Consider the following 24089-nt stretch of genomic DNA (forward strand, 5'->3'; position numbering starts at 1 on the left):
CTTCGCGAGCAGGCTCGCTCCCACATGGGAATGCGGTCACCTGTGGGAGCGAGCCTGCTCGCGAATGGCCGCGCCGCGATCTCCAGACTTTCTGCACTGAATCAACGGTTTGAGCCGCGCGCGTTGGCGTCAGCGTTTGATCGTGGCACGATGTCGGGGTTATCGACCGAGACCCCCTCACCATGCCGCAATCCCAAGCCAAGAATCTGTCCCTGATCGCCGCGATCGACCTGGGCTCCAACAGCTTCCACATGGTCGTGGCCAAGGCCCGGAACGGTGAAATCCGCATTCTCGAGCGCCTCGGCGAGAAGGTTCAACTGGCGGCCGGCATCGACGATGCACGCCAGCTCAACGAAGAATCAATGCAACGCGGCCTCGATTGCCTCAAGCGTTTTGCCCAGCTGATCAACGGCATGCCTCTGGGCGCCGTGCGCATCGTTGGCACCAACGCCTTGCGTGAAGCGCGCAACCGTGTCGAGTTCATCCATCGCGCCGAAGAAATCCTTGGCCATCCGGTGGAAGTCATTTCCGGCCGTGAAGAGGCGCGCCTGATCTATCTCGGCGTGTCGCACACCCTCGCCGACACCCCGGGCAAACGTCTGGTCGCCGACATTGGCGGCGGCAGCACCGAATTCATCATCGGCCAGCGTTTCGAACCGCTGCTGCGCGAAAGCCTGCAAATGGGCTGCGTCAGCTTCACTCAGCGCTACTTCAAGGACGGCAAGATCACCCCGGCCCGCTACGCCCAGGCGTATACCGCAGCGCGGCTGGAGATCATGAGCATCGAGCACGCCCTGCATCGCCTGACCTGGGATGAAGCCATCGGCTCATCGGGCACGATCCGCGCGATCGGTCTGGCACTGAAGGCCGGCGGCCACGGCACTGGCGAAGTTAACGCCGAAGGTCTGGCATGGCTCAAGCGCAAGCTGTTCAAGCTGGGGGATACCGACAAGATTGATTTCGAAGGCATCAAGCCTGATCGCCGGGCGATTTTTCCCGCAGGCCTGGCCATTCTCGAAGCCATTTTCGACGCCCTCGAACTGCAACGCATGGATCATTGCGAAGGCGCGCTACGCGAAGGCGTGCTGTATGACCTGCTGGGTCGCCACCATCACGAAGACGTGCGCGAGCGCACCCTGACCTCGCTGATGGAGCGCTATCACGTCGATCTGGAACAGGCCGCGCGGGTCGAGCGCAAAGCCCTGCACGCCTTCGATCAGGTGGCCTCGGACTGGGAGCTGGACGACGGCATCTGGCGTGAACTGCTTGGCTGGGCGGCAAAAGTGCACGAAGTCGGTCTCGACATCGCTCATTACCATTATCACAAGCACGGCGCTTATCTGATCGAGCACTCCGACCTGGCCGGGTTCTCCCGTGTAGACCAGCAAATGCTCGCCCTGCTGGTGCGCGGTCATCGCCGCAACATTCCCAAGGACAAATTTGCCGAGTTCGGCGACGACGGGATCAAACTGATCCGCCTGTGCGTGCTGCTGCGCTTCGCGATCCTGTTCCATCACATTCGCGGGACCCAGACGATGCCAGAGGTGACGCTGTATGCCCGTGGCGAAAACCTGGATGTGCAGTTCCCCGAGCACTGGCTGGAAGAGAATCAACTGACCCAGGCGGACTTCGGCCTTGAAGCGGATTGGCTGACGCGGGTGGGCATCGTCCTCACCGTTCGCTGACATCTGTCGAGAAACGCCATGCGATTTCGATCTTGTTTATGAAAAGCAAGATCAAAAGATCGCAGCCTCGTTTTACTCGACAGCTCCTACAGGTGGGGAAATCAGGCACAAAAAAGGCGATCCGTGGGATCGCCTTTTTTATTGCCCTGAAGTCAGCTGCTCACCGGCAGGATCGGGCTGCCCAAACGCTCCAGCAACGTCGCCTGCGCGCTGCGCGGGTTCTGGTTACCGGTGGGCGTGTTGCGGATGTAACGGCCATCCGACTGCAGGCTCCAGCTGTGGGTGTTGTCGGTCAGATACAGCTCGAGCTCCTTCTTGACCCGGGTCAGCAGCTTCTTGCCTTCCACCGGGAAGCAGGTCTCGACACGCTTGTCGAGGTTGCGCTCCATCCAATCGGCGCTGGACAGAAACATCTGCTCTTCGCCGCCGTTGAGGAAGTAGAACACCCGCGTGTGCTCCAGGAAACGGCCGATGATCGAGCGCACGTGGATGTTGTGCGAGACCCCCGCAATGCCCGGGCGCAGGCAGCACATGCCACGCACCACCAGATCGATGCGCACGCCCGACTGGCTGGCCTTGTACAGCGCGCGGATGATCTTCGGATCGGTCAGCGAGTTGAACTTGGCAATGATGTGCGCCGGTTTGCCGTCAATGGCGAACTGGGTTTCCCGGGCAATCATGTCGAGCATGCCCTTCTTCAGGGTGAACGGCGCATGCAGCAGCTTCTTCATGCGCAGCGTCTTGCCCATGCCGATCAACTGGCTGAACAGTTTACCGACGTCTTCGCACAAGGCATCGTCGGAGGTCAGCAAGCTGTAGTCGGTGTAAAGCTTGGCGTTACCGGCGTGATAGTTACCGGTGCCAAGGTGCGCATAACGGACGATTTCGCCAGCCTCACGACGCAGAATCAGCATCATCTTGGCGTGGGTCTTGAAGCCGACCACGCCGTAGATCACCACTGCGCCCGCGGCCTGCAGACGGCTGGCCAGTTGCAGGTTGGACTCTTCATCGAAGCGTGCACGCAGCTCGATGACCGCCGTCACTTCCTTGCCGTTGCGCGCAGCGTCGACCAGTGCATCGACGATTTCGGAGTTGGCGCCGGAGCGGTACAGCGTTTGCCGAACTGCCAGTACATGCGGATCTTTTGCGGCCTGACGCAGCAGGTCGACCACCGGGGTGAAGGATTCGAAGGGGTGCAGCAAGAGGATGTCCTGCTTGCTGACCACGCTGAAAATGTTTTCGCTGTTCTGCAGCAGTTTCGGGATCTGCGGGGTGAACGGCGTGTATTGCAGCTCTGGATGACTGTCCAGACCGGTGATACTGAACAGGCGGGTCAGGTTGACCGGGCCGTTGACCTGATACAGCTCGGTTTCGCTCAGGTTGAATTGCTTGAGCAGGTAATCCGAGAGGTGTTTTGGGCAGGTGTCGGCCACTTCCAGACGCACCGCATCGCCGTAACGACGCGAGAACAATTCGCCGCGCAGTGCGCGGGCCAAGTCTTCGACGTCTTCGGAGTCGAGCGCCAAATCGGCATTTCGGGTCAGACGGAACTGGTAGCAGCCCTTGACCTTCATGCCCTGGAACAGGTCATCGGCGTGAGCGTGGATCATCGACGACAGGAACACATAGTTGTCGCCAGCCCCACCAACCTCTTCCGGCACCTTGATGATCCGCGGCAGCAGACGCGGCGCAGGGATGATCGCCAGACCCGAATCGCGACCGAAGGCATCGATACCTTCCAGCTCGACGATGAAGTTCAGGCTTTTGTTCACCAGCAACGGGAACGGGTGCGTCGGGTCGAGGCCGATCGGGGTGATGATCGGCGCAATCTCGTCGCGGAAATAGCGGCGCACCCAGGTCTTGAGTTTGGTCGTCCAGTTGCGCCGACGGATGAAGCGCACCTGATGCTTTTCCAGCTCCGGCAACAGAATGTCATTGAGGATCGCGTACTGGCGATCAACATGTCCGTGAACCAGCTCGCTGATCCGCGCCAGCGCCTGATGCGGCTGCAAACCATCGGCCCCGGCCTGCTCACGGGCGAAGGTGATTTGCTTTTTCAGCCCGGCGACGCGGATTTCGAAGAATTCGTCGAGGTTGCTGGAGAAGATCAGCAGAAACTTCAACCGCTCCAGCAACGGATAGGACTCGTCCAGCGCCTGTTCCAGCACGCGGATGTTGAACTGCAATTGCGAAAGCTCGCGGTGGATGTACAGGCTGCTGTCATCCAGACCCGGGATGGCAATCGCCGGCACCGCCGCAGCGGCTTCGGCCACCGGCGCGGGCGGCGCAGGTTCCAGTTCCGGCGGGGTTTCGGTGATTTGCTCGACCACCGGCTGAGCTTCTTTTACGGCAACTTCAGTGAGTCCTTCGGTATTCATGGAATGTTCCTGGGAGGGCTATTTCTGCTCTCGTAACAATTGAGCGGCACGAACGGCAAAGTAAGTCAGGATGCCATCTGCACCGGCACGTTTAAAGGCGGTCAATGACTCGAGGATCACCGCTTCGCTCAACCAGCCATTCTGGATGGCGGCCATGTGCATGGCGTATTCGCCACTGACCTGATAGACGAAGGTCGGCACCTTGAAGGCATCTTTGACCCGAAAAAGAATGTCCAGGTAGGGCATGCCCGGTTTGACCATGACCATGTCCGCGCCTTCAGACAAGTCCGCACCGACTTCGTGCAGCGCTTCATCGCTGTTGGCCGGGTCCATCTGATAGGACGCCTTGTTCGCTTTGCCGAGGTTCGACGCCGACCCCACTGCATCGCGGAACGGCCCGTAATAGGCGCTGGCGTACTTGGCCGAGTAGGCCATGATGCGCACGTTGACGTGACCGGCAATTTCCAGCGCTTCGCGGATGGCCTGGATGCGACCGTCCATCATGTCCGAGGGCGCAACCACCTGCGCGCCGGCTTCGGCATGAGACAACGCCTGGCGCACCAGCGCATCGACGGTGATGTCGTTCTGTACGTAGCCGTCTTCGTCGAGAATGCCGTCCTGACCGTGAGTGGTGAACGGATCCAGCGCCACGTCGGTGATCACACCCAGTTCAGGGAAACGCTCACGCAGGGCGCGGGTGGCGCGCTGGGCAATGCCCTCGGGGTTCCAGGCTTCGGCGGCGTCGAGGGATTTCAGTTCGGGCGGGGTCACCGGGAACAGCGCCAGCGCCGGAATGCCCAGCTCGACCCATTTCGCGGCTTCTTCAAGCAGCAGGTCGATGCTCATCCGCTCTACACCTGGCATCGAGGCTACAGCTTCGCGGCGGTTTTCACCGTCGAGCACAAACACCGGCAGGATCAGGTCATCGACCGTCAGAACATTTTCCCTGACCAGGCGACGCGAAAATTCATCGCGGCGGTTGCGGCGCAGACGGGTCGCAGGGAACAGACGGTTGGCGGGGGTAAAGCTCACGGCAGACTCCTGAGCCCGCGCAAACGGGCGAGCGTGACAGTTATAGACGGCCATTATGACCAACAGATGACAGTTGTGTGTGCCCTGTGACAGGTGGCCGCAATCCATTGTCGGGGCAGGAAATGTTCACGTCGAGACACATTTGGACACTTTCATGAATGTGTCCGAAGGGTTAGGCTGCGCGTTCATTTCGCCAGCACCCAGACAATGCTCCAACAATTTCTGCATGACTTTGGCTACTTTGCCTTGTTCCTCGGCACGTTCTTCGAAGGCGAAACCATTCTGGTGCTCGCAGGCTTCCTCGCGTTCCGCGGATACATGGACATCAACCTGGTGGTGGTTGTGGCGTTCTTCGGCAGCTATGCCGGGGATCAGCTGTGGTACTTCATGGGCCGCAAGCACGGGCGCAAGTTGCTGGCGCGCAAACCCCGCTGGCAGATGATGGGCGACCGGGCGCTTGAGCACATTCGCAAGCATCCGGACATCTGGGTCCTGAGCTTTCGCTTCGTCTACGGCTTGCGCACGGTGATGCCGGTGGCCATCGGGCTGTCGGGCTATCCGCCGGGACGCTATCTGGTGCTCAACGGCATCGGCGCCGCGATCTGGGCCACCGCGCTGGCCGCTGCAGCCTATCATTTCGGCGCAGTGCTGGAAGGCATGCTCGGCAGCATCAAGAAGTATGAGCTGTGGGTGCTTGGCGCCTTGCTGCTGCTCGGGCTGGGCTTGTGGCTGCGCCGTCGGTTCAAGAATGCGCGATTGGCAAAACAGGTGCATCAGGACGAGCAGATTGCCAAGGCCGCCGAGGCTGAACAGCTGCGCCAAGCCGAATCGACACAGCCTGCCGGGCCGAAAACGCCAGCCGAATAAGCATTTCGCTGGCGGTTGCCATACGCAACCACGCCAAATAATGAACACCCCGCCGCCGTTGCGATCCATTGAGAGAGCGCTCTGCCCCCCTGCGTGTCGTCGTCATGAGCCTATGGCAACGCGCGACGATTTGAGGGACATTGAGCGCCATGAATCTGGAGAGAAGCCCATGAGCAAAAAAGTTGCAGTGATCCTGTCCGGCAGTGGCGTGTACGACGGCGCCGAAATCCAGGAAAGCGTCATCACCCTGCTGCGCCTCGACCAACGCGGCGCGCACGTGCAGTGTTTCGCACCGAACATCGCGCAGTTGCATGTGATCAATCACCTGACCGGTGAAGAAATGCCGGAATCGCGCAACGTGCTCGTGGAATCGGCGCGGATTGCTCGCGGCAACGTCAAGGACATCCGCGACGCCGATGTCGAAGACTTCGATGCGCTGATCGTGCCCGGAGGTTTCGGGGCAGCGAAGAACCTGTCGAACTTCGCCATCGAAGGCGCAGGCTGCACCGTGCAGCCCGAAGTTCTGGCCCTGGCCGAGGCGTTTGCCGAAGCCGGCAAACCGGTCGGGCTGATCTGCATCTCACCGGCGCTGGCGGCAAAAATCTATGGCCCCGGCGTGACCTGCACCATCGGCAACGATGCCGACACCGCTGCGGCGATGAACAAAATGGGCGCCACCCACGAAGAATGCGCCGTGACGGAAATCGTCGAAGACAAGGCGCGCAAGCTGGTCACTACCCCGGCGTACATGCTGGCGCAGACCATCAGTGAAGCGGCTTCGGGGATAAACAAACTGGTCGACCGCGTGCTCGAACTGACCCACGAAAACGACACCTGATCCCTGACTGCACGCAAACCCAACTGTGGGAGCGGGCCTGCTCGCGACAGCGGAGTGTCATTCAATTAATTCTGTCTGATACGACGCCTTCGCGAGCAGGCTCGCTCCCACAGCGATTTGTGCAAGCCTCAAGGTTTGCGGGTGAGCCGGGTCAGGATCCGGTCCAGCGCATTGGCAAACGCCTGTTTCTCCCGCTCACCAAACGGTGCCGGCCCGCCGCTCACCTGGCCCTGCTCCCTTAAGTCGGTAAACAGATTACGCACCGCCAATCGCTCGCCCATGTTCTGTGCATCGAATTCCTTGCCGCGCGGATCCAGCGCTGCAACACCCTTCTTGACCAAGCGATCGGCCAGCGGAATATCACTGCAAATCACCAGCTCGCCCGGCACCGCGCGCTCGACCAGATAATCATCCGCCGCATCCGGCCCGCTCGGCACCACGATCAACTTGACGATGGCCAACCCTGGCTTGGTCTGCGGCTGCCCGGCCACCAGCACCACTTCGAACTGACGCTTGAGCGCGAACTTCACCACCAGGTCCTTCGCGGCCCGCGGGCAGGCATCGGCATCGATCCATACACGCATATTTCTTACCTCCAAAAAGTTCGCGAGCAGGCTCGCTCCCACAGAGTACATACCCTCCCTGTAGGAGCGAGCCTGCTCGCGAATGTGAGCGCAGCGAATGCCTTAAGCAGCTGAAACCCGACGCTTCTCAGCCACCCAACTACGCCCATACAACACGACAATCGCCAGAATCGCCACCGCTTGCGCGATCAGCGAATAGGCGTCGGCATGTATGCCAAGCCAATCAAACTCGAAGAACGCCACCGGCCGCGTACCGAAGATTCCGGCTTCCTGCAACGCCTTCACGCCGTGCCCGGCGAACACCACCGACAGCGCGCACAGCAGCGCGGCGTTGATGCTGAAGAACAGCGTCAGCGGCAGTTTCGCCGAACCGCGCAGAATCACCCAGGCGAGACCGACCAGCAGCACCAGTGCCGTCGCACCGCCGGCGAGCACGGCGTTGTGTCCGGCGGGCCCGGCCTGCAGCCACAGGGTTTCGTAGAACAGGATCACCTCGAACAGTTCGCGATACACCGAGAAAAACGCGAGGATCGCAAAGCCGAAACGGCCACCGCCGCCCACCAGGCTGCTCTTGATGTAATCCTGCCAGGCGGCGGCATGGCGGCGGTCGTGCATCCACACGCCGAGCCACAGCACCATGACGCTGGCAAACAGCGCAGTGGCGCCCTCCAGGAGCTCACGCTGCGAACCGCTGACATCGATCACATACGCCGCCAACGCCCAGGTGCCCAAGCCCGCCAGCAACGCCAGGCCCCAGCCGACATTGACGCTTCGCACTGCCGACTGCTGGCCGGTATTGCGCAGGAAAGCAAGAATCGCCGCCAGCACCAGAATCGCTTCCAGGCCTTCGCGGAGCAGAATCAGCAGACCGGAGATGTAGCTCAGCGACACACTCAGGCCATCGCTGCCAAGCAGGCTGGCCGATTCCTTGAGTTTGGCCTTCGCCGCTTCCAGACGCTGCTCGGCCTGTTCGACCGGGAGACCATCCTGCAGCGACTGCCTGTACGCCATCAGCGATTTTTCGGTGTCCTTGCGCACGTTGGCGTCGACGTTATCCAGCGAGCTTTCGACCAGTTCAAAGCCTTCCAGGTACGCCGCCACAGAAAGATCGTAAGCCTGATCGTGTTCACCCGCCCGGTACGCCGCGCGGCTCTTGTCCAGCGTGGCGGCGGTGTAATCGAGCAACTGCGCCGGGCCGCGCTTGACCTGCGGCGGCTGCGCGCGTTGAGCCCGGAACGTCGCCGCAACCTGCGCCCCTTCGGCAGCCTGCACTTCGGCCGGGGTTTGTCGGGCCAGATCGGCGATGTTGTAGACCTTGTCGGCCTTGGCCGCTGCCGCATCCGCACTGAACCCGGCGATGTAAGTGGCCAGGTCCCAGCGCTGGCGATCATCGAGCTGATCGGCAAACGCCGGCATGTCGGTGCCCTCGACGCCTTGGCCGAGGGTGCTGTAAATCGCGTACAAGCTCAGGTGATCCATCCGCGTCGCGTCGCGCAGGTTGGCTGGGGCGGGTGTCAGACCAACGCCTGCTGGGCCGTCACCAGCACCCGTGTCACCGTGGCATACCGAGCAGTTCTGCGCGTATAACGGCGCACCACGCGCGGGATCCGGGGTGATGATCGGTGCCTGGGTGACTTCATAGGCCACGGCAAGTTTCGCGCCCAACTGGCGTGCCTGACGGGCGACATCGGCGCCCTCCTGCTTCGCACTGATGGCGGCATGCAAAGACTTGACGCCCTGTTCCAGCGCGGCTTTTTCCGGCCTGGCCGGCAAAGCGGCGACCAGTCCTTGCAGAACCTGAGTGAATTCCAGCTGTTCGCGGTATTCGCCGTCGTCGATGACTTTTCCCTCCGCGACCGTCGGCGGGTAATCGGCACTGATGTAATCGAGCAGGTGCAACGCTTGCGGCGCGCCTTCCACGGTATCGGCCAGCAGCGGCAGGCTGCTCAGGGACAATAACGGGAGCAGCAGCCAGCCCAGCAATCGGGACGAGGCAGTCATGAACGAATCTCAAATGGAAATGCGAAGTTACATATTGTTCACTTCGCAGACGTTTCCCTCAAGCTTTGTCGGTGTTGACAGCGAATGATTCATATCGCTGAAGCGATGTGCCACCATCGGCTCCAATAACGTAATGCTCCCGCTTTGTTCAAGGAAGACCCCTTCAATGCGCCCTTGCCTTCTGCTTACCCTGCTGCTGACCGCCATTACACAACTGGCGGGTTGCGCGGCTTATCGCAATTACGATCTGGAGCTGGAACAGACCACCGAGCAATTGAAGCAAGGCAATGTCGCCGGCTCACTGGCTTTGATCGAAGCGCATAACCCGGACGAGCAAAAGGATCTGCTCTATTACTTCGAGAAAGGCGCGGTATTGAGTGCGGGCGGCGAACTGCCGCAGAGTCAGGCGGCATGGCGCAGTGCCGAGCAAATGGTGGTCGAACGCCAGGACACCATTGAAACCACGGGGGACAAGCTCTTGACCGCCATGGGTAATCACTGGGGCAGCATCATCAATGACAAGCTGCGGCGCTACGATGGCTATGACTATGAAAAAGTCATGCTGACCACGCAGATGGCCCTCAACCAGCTGGCCGTGAATGATTTCGACGGTGCCCGCGCCGACATCAAGAAAACCCATGAGCGCGAAGCGCTGATCGCCCGGCAGCGCGAGCTCGAATATGAGCGCGTCGAAGAGGTAGCGAAACAGCAAGGCGTGCGCGTGCACTACAAGGATCTGCAGGGCTATCCGGTAGTCATGCTGGACGCGCCGGCGGTGATCGCCTTGAAGAACGGTTACCAAAGCGCGTTCAGTCACTACCTCGCAGGCTTTACCTATGAAGCGCTCGGGGAAAAGAATCTCGCCGCGCCCGGCTATCGCCACGCCATCGAATTACGCCCGGACCTGCCGTTCTTCCAGCAGGCATTGCGCGACCTCGACAGTCCCGGCCTCAAGGGTGACGAAAGCGACGTGCTGATTATCGTGCAAAGCGGCCTCGCTCCCGCACGCAGTTCGCTGCGTGTGCCGTACCCGGTGAAGCTGGCAGACGGTCAGGTCATTGTCGCCAACATCTCGTTCCCGGTGATGGTGCCCGACACTTCGACGCGGTCGTTCAGTCAGATCGGCATCGATGGACGCCAGAAGAAACTGATCCCGGTCAACAGTATCACCGACATGTCCTTGCGGACGCTGCGCGATGACATGCCCGGCATCATCCAGCGCACCACCTACAGAGCCTTTCTGGCAGCCGATGTGCAAGCCACCGACAACCGACGCGACCCGAGCAAAGCATCGTACGTGACCCATTGGGATGGTTTCGAACAGGCCGATACGCGTACCTGGCGCACACTGCCCAACCTGACTCAGGTGCTGCGCCTGCGCCTGAAGAAAGGTGAACACACGCTCACCCTGCCCCACCTCAACAGCGCCGCGCCGCTGAAGATCCGGATTGATCAGAACCGCCAGGTCATCACCCTGCGCGCCCTCGGCGATCGGGTTTTCGCCAATGGCAGCGCGTTCGGGCCCGGCAAAACAGTGGCCGAACGCGTCGTGAACAACTTGACCAGATGATGGCGCGACCGTTCGTTAGGCCATTAAAAAGATATTACATAGCCATCACCCCGCGCTTATAATGCCGCGCCCTCGCCCAGCGAGCCGGCATCAAAGCTCCTCACACATGAGGAATTGGCAGGAGGCCAACGCCACCGTCGATAGGTCCCCACCAGCCCGACCAGCACCCGCGGCTGCAAGTTATCGTTACTCAGGGAAGAAGTACCCATGGCATTCCGCGCTCCTGTTTTGCTTGCGCTCAGCGCCGTCACTCTGCTGTCAGGCTGTGCGGCGTTTCGCAATTACGATTCCGAACTGGCCCAGACCAACCAGCAACTGGCCTCCGGCAATGTCGACGCTGCTCTGACTTTGCTTGAAAAGAACAACACCGGCACCGACAAAGACCTGCTTTATTACTTCGAGAAAGGTGAACTGCTGCGCGCCAAGGGCGACCTCTCGGGCAGCCAGAACGCCTGGGGCAGCGCCGATCAGGTGGTCGGTCGGTGGGAAGACGCGGTCAAGCTCGACTCGGCCAAATACCTTGCGCAATTCGGCAGCTTCATCGTCAATGACAAGGTTCGTCGTTATGAAGGCTATGACTATGAAAAAGTCATGCTGACCACGCAGATGGCGCTGAACCTGCTGGCGGTCAACGATTTCGATGGTGCTCGCACCGCAATCAAGAAAACTCACGAACGTGAAGCGGTGATCGCCGACCTGCGCGACAAGGAATACCTCAAGAGCGAGCAAGAGGCCGAGAAAGAAGGCATCAAGACGCAGTACAAGGATTTGCAGGGTTATCCGGTCGCCAGCCTCGACGCGCCGGAAGTGGTCGGCCTGAAAAACAGCTACCAGAGTGCGTTCAGCCATTACCTGGCCGGTTTCGTCTACGAAGCCCTCGGCGAGAAAGATCTGGCGGCGCCGGGCTATCGCAAAGCCGCGGAACTGCGCCCGAATACGCCGCTGCTCGAACAGGCCCTGGTCAACCTCGACAAGCCTTCGAAGTCTGACGACAGTGACATTCTGATCGTGGTGCAGAGCGGTCTGGCGCCGGCCCGCGACTCGATTCGCGTACCGCTGCCGCTGCCGATTTCCAATAACGTGGTGATCACCCCGCTGTCGTTCCCGATCATCAAGCCGGACACCTCCACCGCGCCGTTTGCGCAGATCGGTGTCGATGGCAAACAAGTCGACCTGACCGCCCTCAACAGCACCACTGCAATGTCCCGTCGCGCCCTGCGTGATGACATGCCGGGGATCATCGTACGAACCACCGTGCGCGCGATCACCAAAGGCGTGGCGCAAAAGCAGATCAACGAAACCAACCCGCTGGCCGGTCTTGCCGTGGGCATTTCTTCAGCGGTGCTCGAAGGTGCCGATACCCGTACATGGCGCACCCTGCCGGATAACACCCAAGTGGTGCGTCTGCGCCTGAAAAAGGGTGAGCATCAGGTTACCCTGCCGAGCGCTGTCGGCGGCTCGGTGGTCAAGGTTACCGTCGATCAGCGTTATCAAGTGGTCAGCCTGCGCGCCGTGGGCAACCAGGTGTTTGCCGGCGGTATCGCCGCTCACGTAATGCCGAGCGCTGGCGCGACCAACGTCGCCAGCCTCAAACAACCTTAAGAACGGAGTCTTTGCATGCGCTTCAAGATCATCGCCGTCGCCGCCCTCGCCTTGCTGGCAGGCTGTGCCACCCCGCCACCACCTGAGCCGGGCAGCGCCGCGAGCAAAGTCGTGGCCATGGGCCCGCAGAAACACATCGTCGTCGGTGCCATGCGCGTAGCCCGTGAAAACGGCTTCATGACGGTCAACGTGCAGTTGAGCAACACCCTCAACAGCAACAAGATCTTCTACTACCGTTTCGCCTGGCTTGGTGCGGAAGGTTTTCCGGTTGCCGAAGAAGAAGTCTGGAAAAGCCAGATGATGTACGGCGCCCAGACCAGCTTCATTCAGGGCATCGCCCCAACGCCGAAAGCCGTGGACTTCCGTCTGGAAATCAAGACGCCTTAATCCCGCCACCCTATTTCTGATTCAGAGAGACTTCTCATGTTTGCACGCTTTTCCTGCATCGCCGTTATCGCCCTGCTCGCCACTGGTTGCGCCAACACTTCGCCGACTCTGGGCAGCAAGAACATCAGCTACGGTGACACCAAAGCGGTTGAAACCGTGACCAATGAATTCGGTTCGACCGACCTGCAAATGATCGCCGAGTCGATGACCCGCTCGCTGGCCCAGTCCGGCATTCTGCAGGGCCGTCCGGTGGTTCAGGTCTACGATGTGAAGAACAAGACCAGCGAGTACATCGACACCCGCGAAATCACCACCAGCATCAAGACCCAACTGATGAAGACCGGCGTTGCGCGTTTCGCCAGCGACAACAATGCGATGCAGAGCCAGGTTGACCAGCTCAAGCTGCAAAACCAGAGCGGTCTCTACAAGAAAAGCACCGTGGCCAAGACCGGCAACATGGTTGCCGCCAAGTACCGCATCGAAGGCTCGATCAGCTCGATCGTCAAGCGCAGCAGCGACTACAAGGACGTCTTCTACAAGTTCAGCCTGCAATTGATCGATGTCGAAAGCGGACTGGCCGAGTGGATGGATGAAAAAGAGATCCGCAAAACCACGGAGCGTTAATCGATGCGCACATGGATTGGCATGATGGCCCTGGCTTGCGCGCTCAGCGTGCAGGCGGCCCCTAAAGTTGCGGTGACGGACCTTGCGTATCAGGAGCGCGTGGAGCAATACATCCACATCGTTTCGGCGCAGAGCAATCACCGCGAAAGTTATTACAGCGCCAGCGGTTCTTCGAGCTACAACGAAATCGAAGCAACCACTAGCTACATCGAACAGGGCGAGTTGCGCAAATTCACCGGCGACATCAAAGGTGAAATCCTCCGTACCGGGATGTTCCAGCTGGTGCAGGGCACGCCTTACACCGCCTCGTCCAAAGGCGATGTGTATGACGTGATCAAGCGCATCAAGGCCGGCAACTTCAAAGGGGCCGACTACGTGCTGTTCGGCACTGTGTCCGACATCGACTTCACCCAGGACATCAACGAGCTGGCGCACACCGACAGCTATTCGGCAGTGCTGGGTCTGACGCTGGTGGCGGACTTCAGTCTGATTAACACCAAGACCTACGAGATTACTTCGGCCTTCACGGCGATGGGCGAAGCGCAGGACACCAAACTGGTGAACCATCGCGACATCAAGATCTCGCTGAACCGTCCTCGGGTGGTGCGTGAAGTGTCGAAAGCGCTGGGTGAGGACGTGGCCGGGCAACTGAGCATGCAGCTTGGCGGCGGCGGTTACGAGCAGCCACGTGAAGCACCGCAGCGCAACAACCTGCCGCGTGATACCGCACCGGTGATTTTGCGCTGAGTCTTTCCTGTGGCGAGGGAGCTTGCTCCCGCTGGGCTGCGAAGCAGACCCAAGAGCTTGTGAGCGCTGCGCACTCAAGCGCGAGCTAAGCTCCCTCGCCACAGTTGAGCGCCAGGCAGGGCAATAAAAAAGGCGACCTCGCGAGGTCGCCTTTTTTGTGCCTGAGCGGTTTACACAGCCGCTTTACGCAACGTCGCCATAAATGCCGCCGCGCCGATAAACAGCCCGGCAAATGTTCGATTCAGACGTTTCTGCTGCTTGGGCGTGCGCAGCAGACGCAGCACCTTCGACGCCAGCCCGGTGTAGCCGGCCATGACAATCAGATCGACGAACACCATGGTCACGCCAATCACCACGTACTGAATCAGGAGCGGTGCGTGAGGATTGATGAACTGAGGCAACACCGCGAGCATGAACACCAGCGCCTTGGGGTTGCTGATGTTTACCAGAAACCCGCGAAACATCAGCGCCAGCGGCTTGCCAATCGGCCTTACCGCCGCGTCGTCGCTCATGTCCATCGGTAGCGCGCGCCATTGCTTGATCGCCAGATACACCAGATAAGCAACGCCGAACCATTTGATTGCATGGAACGCGGTGGCCGACGCCGTCAGCACGGCGCCAACGCCAGCACCGACAATCGCGATCTGCACCGCGAGGCCGATTTGCAGGCCGAGCGCATTCCAGTAGCCGCGCCAGAAACCATATTGCAGACCGCTGGACATCGACGCGATGGCGCCGGCGCCCGGGGACAGGCTGATCACCCAGCAGGCGGCAAAAAATGCCAGCCATGTTTGAAGCTCCATCGCACACCTCGACTGATGCTTGTGACAAGACGTCAAAGCTAATGTGCTTCAGGGCTAAAAGCAAAAGATCGTCCTTGAAAATCTACTTCTCGAACCCGCTGGAAGGCAACACATCCGTCCCGCGCCAACGTCGCACCGAACGCTGGAAGAACAGGCTGTTCGGCACTTGCACCATGGCGCTGCCGGTGCCCAGTTCTTCAGCCTCGACCAGCGTTGTGTAGAGCAGATTGATCGCGATCACCCGGCCTTTGACGCCGGGCTTGTCGGTGGTGTCCACCAGTTCGACCACATCACCCAGACGGAACGGCCCGACGGTGAAGATCAGAATCGCGCAAAGCAGGTTCGACAGCACGCTCCACATGGCGAAGAACGCCACCGCCGCCACGGCGACAAACCCGGAGAGTGCCGTCCACAACACCGTGGCGGAAACACCCAGGCGCTCAAGTACAAAAAGCAGCGCACTGCCCATGATCAGCCAACGCAATACGCCGCGCAGCGGCATCAGCAACTGCGGCGGGAACGGATAGCGCTCGCCCAAACGCGTGAGGCCTTTGGCGACGAAACGCTGCGTCAGGTAACCGGCCAGCAGAATCAGCAGAATCTGTGCGGTGAACCAGATCGGCTCGACCCACACAGCCGAGAAGGGCAGCTTGAAGGCTTCCATCAGGACAATGCCTCCAGCTCCGCCTGCATGCTTTCCAGCGTTTCCAGAGCTTCCATCCACGCCTCTTCAAGCTCAGCTTCACGAACCTTCAATTTGGCCTGCTCGGCCAGCAGATCGCGCAATTCATTCTTGCGCGCCGGCTCGTAGATATCGCTGTCACCCAGACTGGCATCGACCTTGGCCAGCTTCTCGTGGAGCTTGCCCAACTCGGCTTCGAGCTTGTCGGCCTCGCGCTTGTGCGGCGCCAGTTGCTGACGCAACGCTGCGGCCGCCTGGCGCTGAGCCTTCTTGTCGGTCTTGTCCGGGTTGACCGGCGTGTTGTTCACCGGCGCATTGCGTTGACGGTATTCCACCAGCCAGCGTGCGTAGTCTTCCAGATCGCCGTCGAACTCTTCGACCTTGCCATCGGCGACCAGATAGAAGTTATCGGTGGTGCTCTTGAGCAAATGCCGATCGTGAGAGACCACCAATACCGCGCCGCTGAACTCCTGCAACGCCATGGTCAGCGCCAGGCGCATTTCCAGGTCGAGGTGGTTGGTCGGTTCGTCGAGCAGCAACAGGTTCGGCCGTTCCCAGGCGATCAGCGCCAGGGCCAGACGGGCCTTTTCGCCACCAGAGAAATTGAGCACTGGCTCATCGATGCGCGCGCCGCGGAAGTCGAAGCCGCCGAGGAAGTCGCGCAAAGTCTGCTCGCGCTCGTTCGGCGCCAGCCGCTGCAAGTGCAGCAACGGGCTGGCCTTGGAGTCCAGCGAGTCGAGCTGATGCTGAGCGAAGTAACCGACCACCGTGTTTTCGCCACGGGTCAGACGCCCGGCCAACGGTTCAAGCTCGCCGGCGAGGTTCTTGATCAGGGTCGATTTACCCGCACCGTTTGGCCCGAGCAGACCGATACGTGCGCCCGGGGTCAGTTGCAGCTTGACCTTCTCCAGGATGGTTTTGTCGCCGTAGCCCAGCCGCGCATCGGACAGGTCGATCAACGGGCTGGAGATTTTCGTCGACTCGCGAAAAACGAAATCGAATGGCGAATCGACGTGAGCGGCCGACAGCTCTTCCATGCGCTCCAGCGCCTTGATCCGGCTCTGCGCCTGGCGAGCCTTGGTGGCCTGCGCCTTGAAGCGGGCGATGTAGCTTTCCATGTGCGCACGTTGCGCCTGCTGCTTCTCGTAAGCCTGTTGCTGCTGAGCCAGACGCTCGGCACGGGCGCGTTCGAACGCCGTGTAGCCACCCCGGTAAAGGGTGATCTTGCGCTGATCGACATGCGCCACGTGGTCGACAACTTCGTCGAGGAAATCGCGGTCGTGGGAAATCAGCAGCAAGGTGCCCGGATAGTTCTTCAACCATTCCTCGAGCCAGATGATTGCATCCAGGTCCAGGTGGTTGGTCGGTTCGTCGAGTAGCAGCAAGTCCGATGGGCACATCAAGGCCTGCGCCAGGTTCAGACGCATCCGCCAGCCGCCGGAGAAATCACCGACCTGACGGTCCATCTGCTCATTGGTGAACCCCAGACCGGCGAGCAATTTGCGCGCCCGCGCATCGGCGGTGTAGCCGTCGGCACTGTCGAGCTCGGCATGCAGACGGGCCAGAGCGGTGCCATCGTGAGCCTCCTCGGCAACAGCGAGGTCACGTTGCACCTCGCGCAGACGCAGGTCGCCATCGAGCACATAATCGACCGCCAGGCGTTCGAGCGTGTCGACCTCCTGGCGCATGTGCGCGATCCGCCAGTCAGCGGGCAACAGGCAATCGCCCGAATCCGGGTGCAATTCGCCTCGCAGCAAGGCAAACAGGCTGGATTTGCCGGCGCCATTGGCGCCGATGAGGCCAGCTTTGTGGCCGGCGTGCAGGGTCAGCTCGGCGTCTTCTAGCAGACGTTGCGGGCCACGCTGTAAAGTCAGGTTCTGAAGTCGGATCATAATGGCGGCGGAGTCTACCAGCTTCGCTCACAACTGGCGCGAGTAGCACGATGTCCTCTGACCTGTGGAGCTTTGCCCTTAACGTCTACGCCCGGCCGGGCGTGGAAGATGCCTGCCTGCAACTGCAAACGGCGGGCGCCAATGTCTGCCTGTTGCTGTGTGGTTTGTGGCTGGAGCAGCGCGCAGTGACCTGCGATGAACAGCGCGTGCGCCTGCTAAAGGCGTTGACCGATCCCTGGGATATCGAAGTGGTCCAGCCGCTGCGAACCTTGCGCATGCAATGGAAAGCGCGAGCCATGGATGATGCGGTTGTGAAAGGCATGCGCGAACAGATCAAATCACTCGAGCTTGAAGCTGAGCGAACATTGCTGTCACGGCTCGAAGGCGTTGCGCAGGAGTGGACGCGAAACGATGCAGGCTCGGCGACCTGGCTTGAGGGGTTGGCCGGCAGCGCGGCCAGCCTGAACCGCGACGCGCTGCAAGTGCTGCGCGTCGCGGCAACCAGCGTTTAGGAAGCGCTGGTGGGCGAGCTGCTGATACTCGGCGTTGCAGCTGGCGTTGGCGCAGTCGAAGACGTCGAGGTAGTGGCAGCGACTGCGGGCGCAGCCGGTGTCGCCGGTGCGGCAGGCTTCGCCGCCGGGGCGGTAGCCGGTTTGGCGGCTGTGGTTTTTTTCACGGCTGGCTTTGCAGCTGGCTTGGGCGCTGGCTTGGCGGCGGCAGGCTTGGCGGCGGCCGTTGCGGGCTTGGCGGCAGCGGGTTTCGCAGCTGGCTTGGCTGCCGGTTTGGCGGCGACTTTTGCGGCTGGTTTTGAAGCGGTTTTTGCCACAGGTTTTGCGGCAGCTTTAGCAGCAGGTTTGGCAGCTACCGGTTTCGCGGCAGTCTTGGCAGCGGGTTTCGCAGCGGCGGTTTTGGCAGTTGGTTTGACTGCCGGTTTTGCCGCCGACTTGGCAGCGGGCTTGGAGGGTGCGGCCTTGGTTGCTTTTGCGGCAGGTTTGGCAGTGGCGGCTTTCGTCGCGGGCTTGGCTGCGGCAGGTTTCGCTGCCGTGGTCTTGGCCGCCGGTTTCGCAGCGCTGGCTGCAGCCGGTTTCTTCGCTGCTGGTTTGGCAGTCGCTTTCACAGCCGCCTTCGCTGCTGGCTTGGGCGCGGTTTTGGCTGTAGCGGGTTTGGCAGCGGCGATCTTCGCCGGCGCTTTGCCTGCGGCTGGTTTGGCGGCAATTTTCTTCGCCGGTGTCGCTGCAGGTTTGGCCGAGCGCGACGACAACGCTTTGCCCACGGCCTCTTGAACACGGCCAATACCCTGGGCCAGTTTCAGACTTTCCTGAGCATCGCGCTTGAGTTGCAGAATGTAGCCGCGCGTATCGGACTGACGATCTTTCAGCGCGTCGAGCAGGTCTTCAAGTTCTTTCACCGAAGCCTTGGCTTTGTTCTGCGCCTTGGCTTTACCGGCGGTGGCAGCGTCCTGCAGTTTGGTGCGGGATTTGTGCAGTTTTTCTTGCGCCTTGCCACGCTGCTTTTCCAGTTTGGCGAGCAGTTTTTCAGCATCAGCCAAGGCTTGCGAGCAAGCGTTTTCCAAATGCTCGAGCAGGCTGCCCGACAGTTGTTGGAGTAAGTGCAACGGAGTATTTACAGGCTTCTTGGTGGCCGACATGGTTTACCTCCTGGCTGACGTGAGTGCGGCTCATACTAGACCTCTGCTGATACCGCCGCTAGGGCATGTTGACAGTATCGCAACCGTTGCGTTGCACCGAAGCCAAAATGTTCTGCATTCATGCAAAAGCAGTTCACCGTTGCGGACGTTCGCGCTGGCATAATCCACCGCATCTCAGGTCGGAGAGTGCCCATGTCGCGCTACCTTTTTTTATCCCTCTGCCTGGTTTTTTCGGCTGCCCACGCCGATGAAAAAACCACGGCGAACGAAGCTCATGACCTGGCGTACAGCCTCGGTGCAAGCCTGGGCGAGCGGCTGCGCCAGGAAGTGCCGCAATTGCAGATCCAGGCGTTGATCGAAGGCCTGCAACAGGCTTATCAAGGCAAGCCGCTGGCACTCAGTGAGGCGCGCATCGAACAGATTCTCGCTGACCACGAATCACGGAATGCCGAGCAGGCATCGCGCCAGTCCAGCGAAGCAGCGATGGAAAACGAGCAGCGTTTTCTCAACGCAGAAAAAGCCAAACCGGGTGTGAAAGAATTGGCCGACGGCATCCTGCTGACCGAACTGACGCCTGGCTCTGGCGCCAAGGCCGGCCCCGATGGAAAGGTGCAGGTGCTGTATGTCGGCAGGCTGCCGGACGGCACGGTGTTCGATCGGAACAACCAGCCGCAATGGTTCAACCTCGACAGTGTGATCGCCGGTTGGCGCACGGCACTGCAGAACATGCCGGTGGGCGCGAAATGGCGACTGGTGATCCCCTCTGATCAGGCTTACGGCGCCGACGGTGCCGGCGACCTGATTGCGCCGTTCACACCGTTGGTGTTCGAAGTTGAATTGCGTGGCGCGACGAGTTGATCGGGCATAAAAAAACGGTGCGCTTTCGGGCGCACCGTTTTTTTTGCTCAGAGTATGAGATCAGGCTTGAACCGGATCTTCTACCTTGTGTGCCGTGTGCAGCACTTCAATCAGGCAGTCTTCGAGCTCGAAGCGCTCGTGCAGCAGACCGCCGAGTTCTTTGAATTTCTCCGCGACGCATTTGCCTTCATCGCAAAGATCGTTGAAGGCGAGAAGCTTCTCGGTGATGACGTCAATGCGCGGGTAGATCGTATCGGCGAGTTCCAGACCGCGTTTGTCATTGAACGCCTTGGCTTCGCCCGTCAGCTGTTCGTAGATTTCGAAGTGTCCGGCCGATACGTAATCGACCAGCACGCCGCAGAACTCCTGCAAAGGCTTGCGGCTTTCCGACAGCGCTTCAGGCCTGTCACCGAGCTTGTCGTAGGAATCGATCAGATCTTTGCGCTCCTGCAACCAGCGGTCGATCAGCAGATGAACTCCACCCCAGCGTTCCTGAGCATTCTGACAACTTTCGAGCATGGCGGTCTCTCTTCCCTTGTGGGTCATGCTGCTCTACACCCGCGCCCTGTTTCTGGTTTTTGCTAAAGGGACGTCGGGCAGAGCGTCATCGAGCAACATAAATCCAAATGACACGTGCGGGCCAGATTATGCCCGCGCGCTTATGGCTTCAAGGTACGCAGGCGATAAAGTTCATACAAGTGTTTAATCCTGCAACGGCTGCCGGTGCGACGCTTCGCCGCTCAATGGCCGTTGCAGAGCATTGCAGACCAGTCGCAACAACTGGTACACGGCAAGAATCGACACCGCGACAAAGAGCAACAGGCTCCACTCCGGGATACTCAGGTCAAACAGTGTCCAGGAGATTTCTGCGCAATCGGCACCGCCTTTAAACATTTTCCGCAATGCGCAAACCCATTGAAAACCATCTGGCAGCGGCTCTGTAACCGGCGAGCAGTGGACCAGTTGCAACACTGGATCACTTTGAATCAATACCTGCCGCCAGGCCGCGGTAGTGCCACCCAGGCTCGCCCCCAGCGCGACCATCCAGTAAAGCCACAGGCTTGCGCGATCAGGCCCGTGCACCGCCGCCGCTCCACAGCATGCGCACAACAGCGTGAGGAACAGCCGCTGCACCAGGCACAAACTGCACGGCGTCAGGCCGACGGCGTATTCAAGATAATAGGAAGCTCCCAGAGCAAAGGCCCCCGCAATGAAAGCGATGAAGAACAAGGAGCGTGAGCAGGCCAACGACATGGCTTTTCCGTAACAGTAGAGACAGAAGGTTACGGTAGAGGAAAGCGTGTCAGCCTTTCAAGGCGATGCCCTGCCGACAGTTCACCAGATTTGTGAGGAAAACCCGACAGGTTCGAGAGGAATATTGGAACGCTTGTGTAGGACTCTTCCTTGAGCACTTCAATGAGGCTGAATTCCGGTGACCCAGGCAGACGAGGGAGACGAGGGAGCAAGCTCCCTCGTGGCTTCAAACTCGCGCCGGAACCGGCAGGGGCGCGGCTAGCAGGCGCTCGTCCAGCAGTCCAAGGCCTTCCTGGAACAACTGATTGCTGCGCTCGGTATCGCCGAGCTGTGCAAGCAAACGGGCCAACTCCGCGCAGGCCTCCGGGTTGCGCTGCACCCGCAGACTGCTTTCCAGGTAATCCCGCGCCTTGCCCCACAGGCTGATTTGCAGGCAAAGACGACCCAGGGTCAGCAGCAGGCTCGGATCGGCCGGGTGCTCCTTGAGCCAGCCTTCAGCGGTCTGCAATTGTCGCGCTGGATCAGTGCCGCGAACCAATCCATAAAGACGCGCCAGATGGCTATCGTATTTACGCTTGAGCGCCGTGCGCAGAACCTCTTCCGCCTCGACCTGAGCCCCCAGTTGACGCAACTGCTCTGCGTAAGCCAGCACCAGCGGCGACTCCTGACGCTGTGCCGAAGTAAGCTGCTCCCACGCACGCTTGAGCGATTGCAGCCCCACGGTGCCGTCCTCTTCGCGATGCGCTGCCAGAGACAGATTTTCACCCCAGGCACGGCGCTCCAGCTCAGCAAGTTCCGCCGGCGGCAAAACCTTGTCCTTGCGCAACTCCGGCAGCAGACGAATCACCGCTGACCACTCCCCACGCTGCTGGTACAAACGCTGCAATTGACGCAACGTCTGCGCGCTGCGTGGATGCCGCTCGTGCATGGCCTGCAACGTCACCAGCGCACCATCGGTGTCGCCGCGATCGGTCTGCAGTTGGGCGTGACTCAAGGCAATCGCCAACTCGGCTTGCGGCTGACGCTCCAGTGCCCGCTCGAGCAACCGATCGGACTCTTCGTAGTGACCTTGCTCGTTCGCCGCGCGGGCAGCGCCCAGGTAGTACAGCAGCGGCTGGCGCTCGGCTTCGGCTGCGCGAGTCAAATGACGCTGCGCGCTGGCCCAGCGCCCTTCCGCCAGATCCAGTTGACCGTGTTCGATGGCCACTTGCACGCGGCGGCTGCGATTGCGTCGTGACCAGGGATTGACCACACCCGTAGAGGCCATCACCAGCTCGATCAACACTTTGATGCCCCAGAACAGCAGCCACAACACCGCGATCACCGCCAATGTCGCCCACAGGCTCGACTCGTAGCGGAACCCTTTGTAGGCCACCAGCACGTAACCGGAATGCTCGGCAACCGCCAGGCCCAACGCTGCGGTCGCGGCGATGACCAGAAACACGATCACATACAGGCGTTTCATGGCATTGCCTCCTGCGCCGCGTTGGCGGCAGGCTTGGCGAACGGTTTCACCGACTCTTCGGCATTGACGTTACGTCGCTCCAGATACGCCTGCACCGCACTCAAGGTGCCGGTCAGATCCGGCGTGTTGACGGTGACCGGTTCCTTGCTGAGCTCGGCGACCTGTTCCAGCATGACTTTGCTTTGCGGATTGTCCGGGTTGAAATTGCCCTTGAGCACATCGCGCGCCTCAGCCATCGCCTGGGTGTAGACCGGTGCCTGACCATTGAGCGCCGCCCATTGCGCTTGTTCCAGCGCCAGGCTCAGGGCCAGGCGCACCTGACTCAGGCTCTGTCCGGCCAGAAGAGGTTTCACGTTCTTGTCGGCGTTGAAATCGATACGGATGTAGTGCGAAACCTTGTCCCACCATTGCGCCCAGCGACTGGCGCCATCGCCGTCGGCCGTCAGGCCAGGCAGCGACTCACCGCGATCCTTGTATTCCGGCGCCAGCTCGGTGAGTTCGATAACCTGGTCGCGCAGTGCACCAAGGCGCAGGAACAAACCAGTGCGATCCGGCTGTTCGGTGCTGCGCAAAGCGACGAGGGTTTTCGCTACCTGTTCGCGGGCGGCAAAGGAACCCGGATCGTTCTGTTCACGCAGGATTTCGTCGGCGCCCTGCACCAGCGCCTGAGCGCTGCTGATGTCCTGCAACGCCGACAGACGCAGGCTGGCGAGGCGCAGCAAATGCTCGGCTTCGGCGAGGCGCCAATCCTTGCGGCTGGCGCCGAGAACGGTTTCCAGTCGTTGATTGAGGCGCTGCTGATCGCCTTGCAACTGCGTCACCAGACGCTGGCGCTCGGCAAGTTCGTCGGCGCCCGGCAATTGCGCGAGGCGCTCGGTCAGGCGCTGCTCATTGAGTTTCAGACTCTGCGCCTGATCGTTCAACGCCTGCACCTGACTCGACTGCTGCTGAGTGTTGCTCTGCAGGTGGCGCACCTGCCAGACACCCCAGCCACCGACAGCAACACCGGCAGCGCCCAGCAACAAAGCGACAATCGCCAGCCCATTGCCTCGGCGCGGCTCTTTGGCCGGTAGTGGAGTTTCAACCTGGGCATCGCGCGCAGGCTGGACATCATCTTTTGGCAAGGCTGTTTCGCTCACGTATCCATCCTTTGCATTAGAAAACGGCACGGG

The 24089-nt window shown here is 60.5% G+C and carries 22 protein-coding genes; 10 read left to right on the forward strand and 12 right to left on the reverse strand.

What is annotated here, in order from left to right; genetic code table 11:
- Positions 1 to 182: 182 nt before the first annotated feature.
- Positions 183 to 1685 carry an exopolyphosphatase gene (gene ppx / locus HU727_RS09745; protein WP_186530874.1) on the forward strand — a complete coding sequence of 501 codons (1503 nt, stop codon included), beginning with the start codon at positions 183 to 185 and terminating at the stop codon, positions 1683 to 1685.
- A 152-nt stretch (positions 1686 to 1837) separates the two neighbouring features.
- On the opposite strand, the gene ppk1 is transcribed toward ppx, so the two are convergent.
- Entirely contained in the window at positions 1838 to 4063 is a 2226-nt protein-coding gene (ppk1, locus tag HU727_RS09750) for a polyphosphate kinase 1 (RefSeq protein WP_186530875.1), read from the reverse strand.
- A gap of 18 nt (positions 4064 to 4081) precedes the next feature.
- A complete protein-coding gene (gene hemB, locus HU727_RS09755) occupies positions 4082 to 5095 on the reverse strand; it encodes a porphobilinogen synthase (protein WP_186530876.1) in 1014 nt (337 codons plus the stop codon).
- A 207-nt stretch (positions 5096 to 5302) separates the two neighbouring features.
- On the opposite strand from hemB, the gene HU727_RS09760 reads away from it, so the two are divergent.
- A complete protein-coding gene (locus HU727_RS09760) occupies positions 5303 to 5962 on the forward strand; it encodes a DedA family protein (protein WP_186530877.1) in 660 nt (219 codons plus the stop codon).
- 169 nt (positions 5963 to 6131) lie between these two features.
- Positions 6132 to 6800, forward strand: a complete 669-nt coding sequence (gene elbB / locus HU727_RS09765) for an isoprenoid biosynthesis glyoxalase ElbB (protein ID WP_186530878.1) — start codon at positions 6132 to 6134, stop codon at positions 6798 to 6800.
- A 128-nt stretch (positions 6801 to 6928) separates the two neighbouring features.
- Here the strand turns inward: elbB and HU727_RS09770 are convergent, their stop codons facing one another.
- Positions 6929 to 7384 carry a YaiI/YqxD family protein gene (locus HU727_RS09770; protein ID WP_186530879.1) on the reverse strand — a complete coding sequence of 152 codons (456 nt, stop codon included), beginning with the start codon at positions 7382 to 7384 and terminating at the stop codon, positions 6929 to 6931.
- 102 nt (positions 7385 to 7486) lie between these two features.
- On the reverse strand, positions 7487 to 9385 hold the full coding sequence (locus HU727_RS09775) for an FTR1 family protein (RefSeq protein WP_186530881.1): 1899 nt from the start codon (positions 9383 to 9385) through the stop codon (positions 7487 to 7489).
- Positions 9386 to 9551: 166 nt separating this feature from the next.
- Here HU727_RS09775 and HU727_RS09780 point away from each other — a divergent pair, with 166 nt between their 5' ends.
- The 5 genes from HU727_RS09780 to HU727_RS09800 all read left to right on the forward strand — a co-directional run bounded on the left by HU727_RS09780 (position 9552) and on the right by HU727_RS09800 (position 14315).
- Entirely contained in the window at positions 9552 to 10955 is a 1404-nt protein-coding gene (locus tag HU727_RS09780; RefSeq protein ID WP_186530883.1) for a COG3014 family protein, read from the forward strand.
- Positions 10956 to 11162: 207 nt separating this feature from the next.
- Positions 11163 to 12557, forward strand: coding sequence for a COG3014 family protein (locus tag HU727_RS09785; protein ID WP_186530885.1), 1395 nt, complete (start codon positions 11163 to 11165; stop codon positions 12555 to 12557).
- A 15-nt stretch (positions 12558 to 12572) separates the two neighbouring features.
- Positions 12573 to 12944: a YcfL family putative periplasmic lipoprotein gene (locus HU727_RS09790; RefSeq protein WP_186530887.1), complete on the forward strand. Its 372-nt coding sequence runs from the start codon at positions 12573 to 12575 to the stop codon at positions 12942 to 12944.
- A 36-nt stretch (positions 12945 to 12980) separates the two neighbouring features.
- On the forward strand, positions 12981 to 13568 hold the full coding sequence (lpoB, locus tag HU727_RS09795) for a penicillin-binding protein activator LpoB (RefSeq protein WP_186530889.1): 588 nt from the start codon (positions 12981 to 12983) through the stop codon (positions 13566 to 13568).
- Positions 13569 to 13571: 3 nt separating this feature from the next.
- Complete coding sequence (locus tag HU727_RS09800) at positions 13572 to 14315, forward strand: penicillin-binding protein activator LpoB (protein WP_186530891.1); 744 nt, start codon at positions 13572 to 13574, stop codon at positions 14313 to 14315.
- 170 nt (positions 14316 to 14485) lie between these two features.
- On the opposite strand, the gene rhtB is transcribed toward HU727_RS09800, so the two are convergent.
- From rhtB to HU727_RS09815, 3 genes are all read right to left on the reverse strand, one after another.
- Positions 14486 to 15118 (reverse strand): homoserine/homoserine lactone efflux protein, encoded by a 633-nt coding sequence (gene rhtB, locus HU727_RS09805; RefSeq protein WP_186530893.1) that lies wholly within the window; start codon positions 15116 to 15118, stop codon positions 14486 to 14488.
- An 82-nt stretch (positions 15119 to 15200) separates the two neighbouring features.
- Positions 15201 to 15782, reverse strand: a complete 582-nt coding sequence (locus HU727_RS09810) for a mechanosensitive ion channel family protein (protein ID WP_186530895.1) — start codon at positions 15780 to 15782, stop codon at positions 15201 to 15203.
- Positions 15782 to 17692, reverse strand: coding sequence for an ATP-binding cassette domain-containing protein (locus HU727_RS09815; protein WP_186530897.1), 1911 nt, complete (start codon positions 17690 to 17692; stop codon positions 15782 to 15784). The genes HU727_RS09810 and HU727_RS09815 overlap by 1 nt, the downstream gene beginning before the upstream one ends.
- Before the next feature lie 50 nt (positions 17693 to 17742).
- Here HU727_RS09815 and HU727_RS09820 point away from each other — a divergent pair, with 50 nt between their 5' ends.
- Positions 17743 to 18204, forward strand: a complete 462-nt coding sequence (locus HU727_RS09820) for a TIGR02444 family protein (protein WP_186530899.1) — start codon at positions 17743 to 17745, stop codon at positions 18202 to 18204.
- On the opposite strand, the gene HU727_RS09825 is transcribed toward HU727_RS09820, so the two are convergent.
- Positions 18201 to 19340 (reverse strand): AlgP family protein, encoded by a 1140-nt coding sequence (locus HU727_RS09825; protein ID WP_186530901.1) that lies wholly within the window; start codon positions 19338 to 19340, stop codon positions 18201 to 18203. The genes HU727_RS09820 and HU727_RS09825 overlap by 4 nt on opposite strands.
- A gap of 192 nt (positions 19341 to 19532) precedes the next feature.
- Between HU727_RS09825 and HU727_RS09830 the strand changes: the two genes are divergently transcribed.
- Complete coding sequence (locus tag HU727_RS09830) at positions 19533 to 20198, forward strand: FKBP-type peptidyl-prolyl cis-trans isomerase (protein ID WP_186530904.1); 666 nt, start codon at positions 19533 to 19535, stop codon at positions 20196 to 20198.
- A gap of 60 nt (positions 20199 to 20258) precedes the next feature.
- Here the strand turns inward: HU727_RS09830 and rsd are convergent, their stop codons facing one another.
- The 4 genes from rsd to HU727_RS25715 form a co-directional block, all read right to left on the reverse strand.
- Positions 20259 to 20717: a sigma D regulator gene (gene rsd, locus HU727_RS09835; RefSeq protein WP_186530906.1), complete on the reverse strand. Its 459-nt coding sequence runs from the start codon at positions 20715 to 20717 to the stop codon at positions 20259 to 20261.
- Between the two features lie 183 nt (positions 20718 to 20900).
- Positions 20901 to 21452 (reverse strand): disulfide bond formation protein B, encoded by a 552-nt coding sequence (locus tag HU727_RS09840; RefSeq protein ID WP_186530908.1) that lies wholly within the window; start codon positions 21450 to 21452, stop codon positions 20901 to 20903.
- A 226-nt stretch (positions 21453 to 21678) separates the two neighbouring features.
- Entirely contained in the window at positions 21679 to 22917 is a 1239-nt protein-coding gene (locus HU727_RS09845) for a heme biosynthesis protein HemY (protein ID WP_186530910.1), read from the reverse strand.
- The gene (locus tag HU727_RS25715) at positions 22914 to 24056 is read right to left on the reverse strand and encodes a uroporphyrinogen-III C-methyltransferase (protein WP_367617002.1); all 1143 of its coding nucleotides are present in this window, start codon (positions 24054 to 24056) and stop codon (positions 22914 to 22916) included. Before HU727_RS25715 ends, HU727_RS09845 begins: the two co-directional genes overlap by 4 nt.
- Positions 24057 to 24089: the final 33 nt, after the last annotated feature.

Origin of the sequence: Pseudomonas khorasanensis, assembly GCF_014268505.2 — a bacterium.
Taxonomy (GTDB): Bacteria; Pseudomonadota; Gammaproteobacteria; order Pseudomonadales; family Pseudomonadaceae; genus Aquipseudomonas; species Aquipseudomonas khorasanensis.

Coding starts and splice junctions, on each gene's coding strand:
- HU727_RS09785 (WP_186530885.1), top strand. CDS start 11,163: ATGGCATTCCGCGCTCCTGTTTTGCTTGCGCTCAGCGCCGTCACTCTG.
- HU727_RS09815 (WP_186530897.1), bottom strand. CDS start 17,692: ATGATCCGACTTCAGAACCTGACTTTACAGCGTGGCCCGCAACGTCTG.
- HU727_RS09770 (WP_186530879.1), bottom strand. CDS start 7,384: ATGCGTGTATGGATCGATGCCGATGCCTGCCCGCGGGCCGCGAAGGAC.
- HU727_RS09840 (WP_186530908.1), bottom strand. CDS start 21,452: ATGTCGTTGGCCTGCTCACGCTCCTTGTTCTTCATCGCTTTCATTGCG.
- HU727_RS09845 (WP_186530910.1), bottom strand. CDS start 22,917: ATGAAACGCCTGTATGTGATCGTGTTTCTGGTCATCGCCGCGACCGCA.
- HU727_RS09820 (WP_186530899.1), top strand. CDS start 17,743: ATGTCCTCTGACCTGTGGAGCTTTGCCCTTAACGTCTACGCCCGGCCG.
- HU727_RS09825 (WP_186530901.1), bottom strand. CDS start 19,340: ATGTCGGCCACCAAGAAGCCTGTAAATACTCCGTTGCACTTACTCCAA.
- rsd (WP_186530906.1), bottom strand. CDS start 20,717: ATGCTCGAAAGTTGTCAGAATGCTCAGGAACGCTGGGGTGGAGTTCAT.
- elbB (WP_186530878.1), top strand. CDS start 6,132: ATGAGCAAAAAAGTTGCAGTGATCCTGTCCGGCAGTGGCGTGTACGAC.
- ppx (WP_186530874.1), top strand. CDS start 183: ATGCCGCAATCCCAAGCCAAGAATCTGTCCCTGATCGCCGCGATCGAC.
- ppk1 (WP_186530875.1), bottom strand. CDS start 4,063: ATGAATACCGAAGGACTCACTGAAGTTGCCGTAAAAGAAGCTCAGCCG.
- HU727_RS09830 (WP_186530904.1), top strand. CDS start 19,533: ATGTCGCGCTACCTTTTTTTATCCCTCTGCCTGGTTTTTTCGGCTGCC.
- HU727_RS09760 (WP_186530877.1), top strand. CDS start 5,303: ATGCTCCAACAATTTCTGCATGACTTTGGCTACTTTGCCTTGTTCCTC.
- HU727_RS09790 (WP_186530887.1), top strand. CDS start 12,573: ATGCGCTTCAAGATCATCGCCGTCGCCGCCCTCGCCTTGCTGGCAGGC.
- HU727_RS09775 (WP_186530881.1), bottom strand. CDS start 9,385: ATGACTGCCTCGTCCCGATTGCTGGGCTGGCTGCTGCTCCCGTTATTG.
- HU727_RS09810 (WP_186530895.1), bottom strand. CDS start 15,782: ATGGAAGCCTTCAAGCTGCCCTTCTCGGCTGTGTGGGTCGAGCCGATC.
- HU727_RS09780 (WP_186530883.1), top strand. CDS start 9,552: ATGCGCCCTTGCCTTCTGCTTACCCTGCTGCTGACCGCCATTACACAA.
- HU727_RS09800 (WP_186530891.1), top strand. CDS start 13,572: ATGCGCACATGGATTGGCATGATGGCCCTGGCTTGCGCGCTCAGCGTG.
- lpoB (WP_186530889.1), top strand. CDS start 12,981: ATGTTTGCACGCTTTTCCTGCATCGCCGTTATCGCCCTGCTCGCCACT.
- rhtB (WP_186530893.1), bottom strand. CDS start 15,118: ATGGAGCTTCAAACATGGCTGGCATTTTTTGCCGCCTGCTGGGTGATC.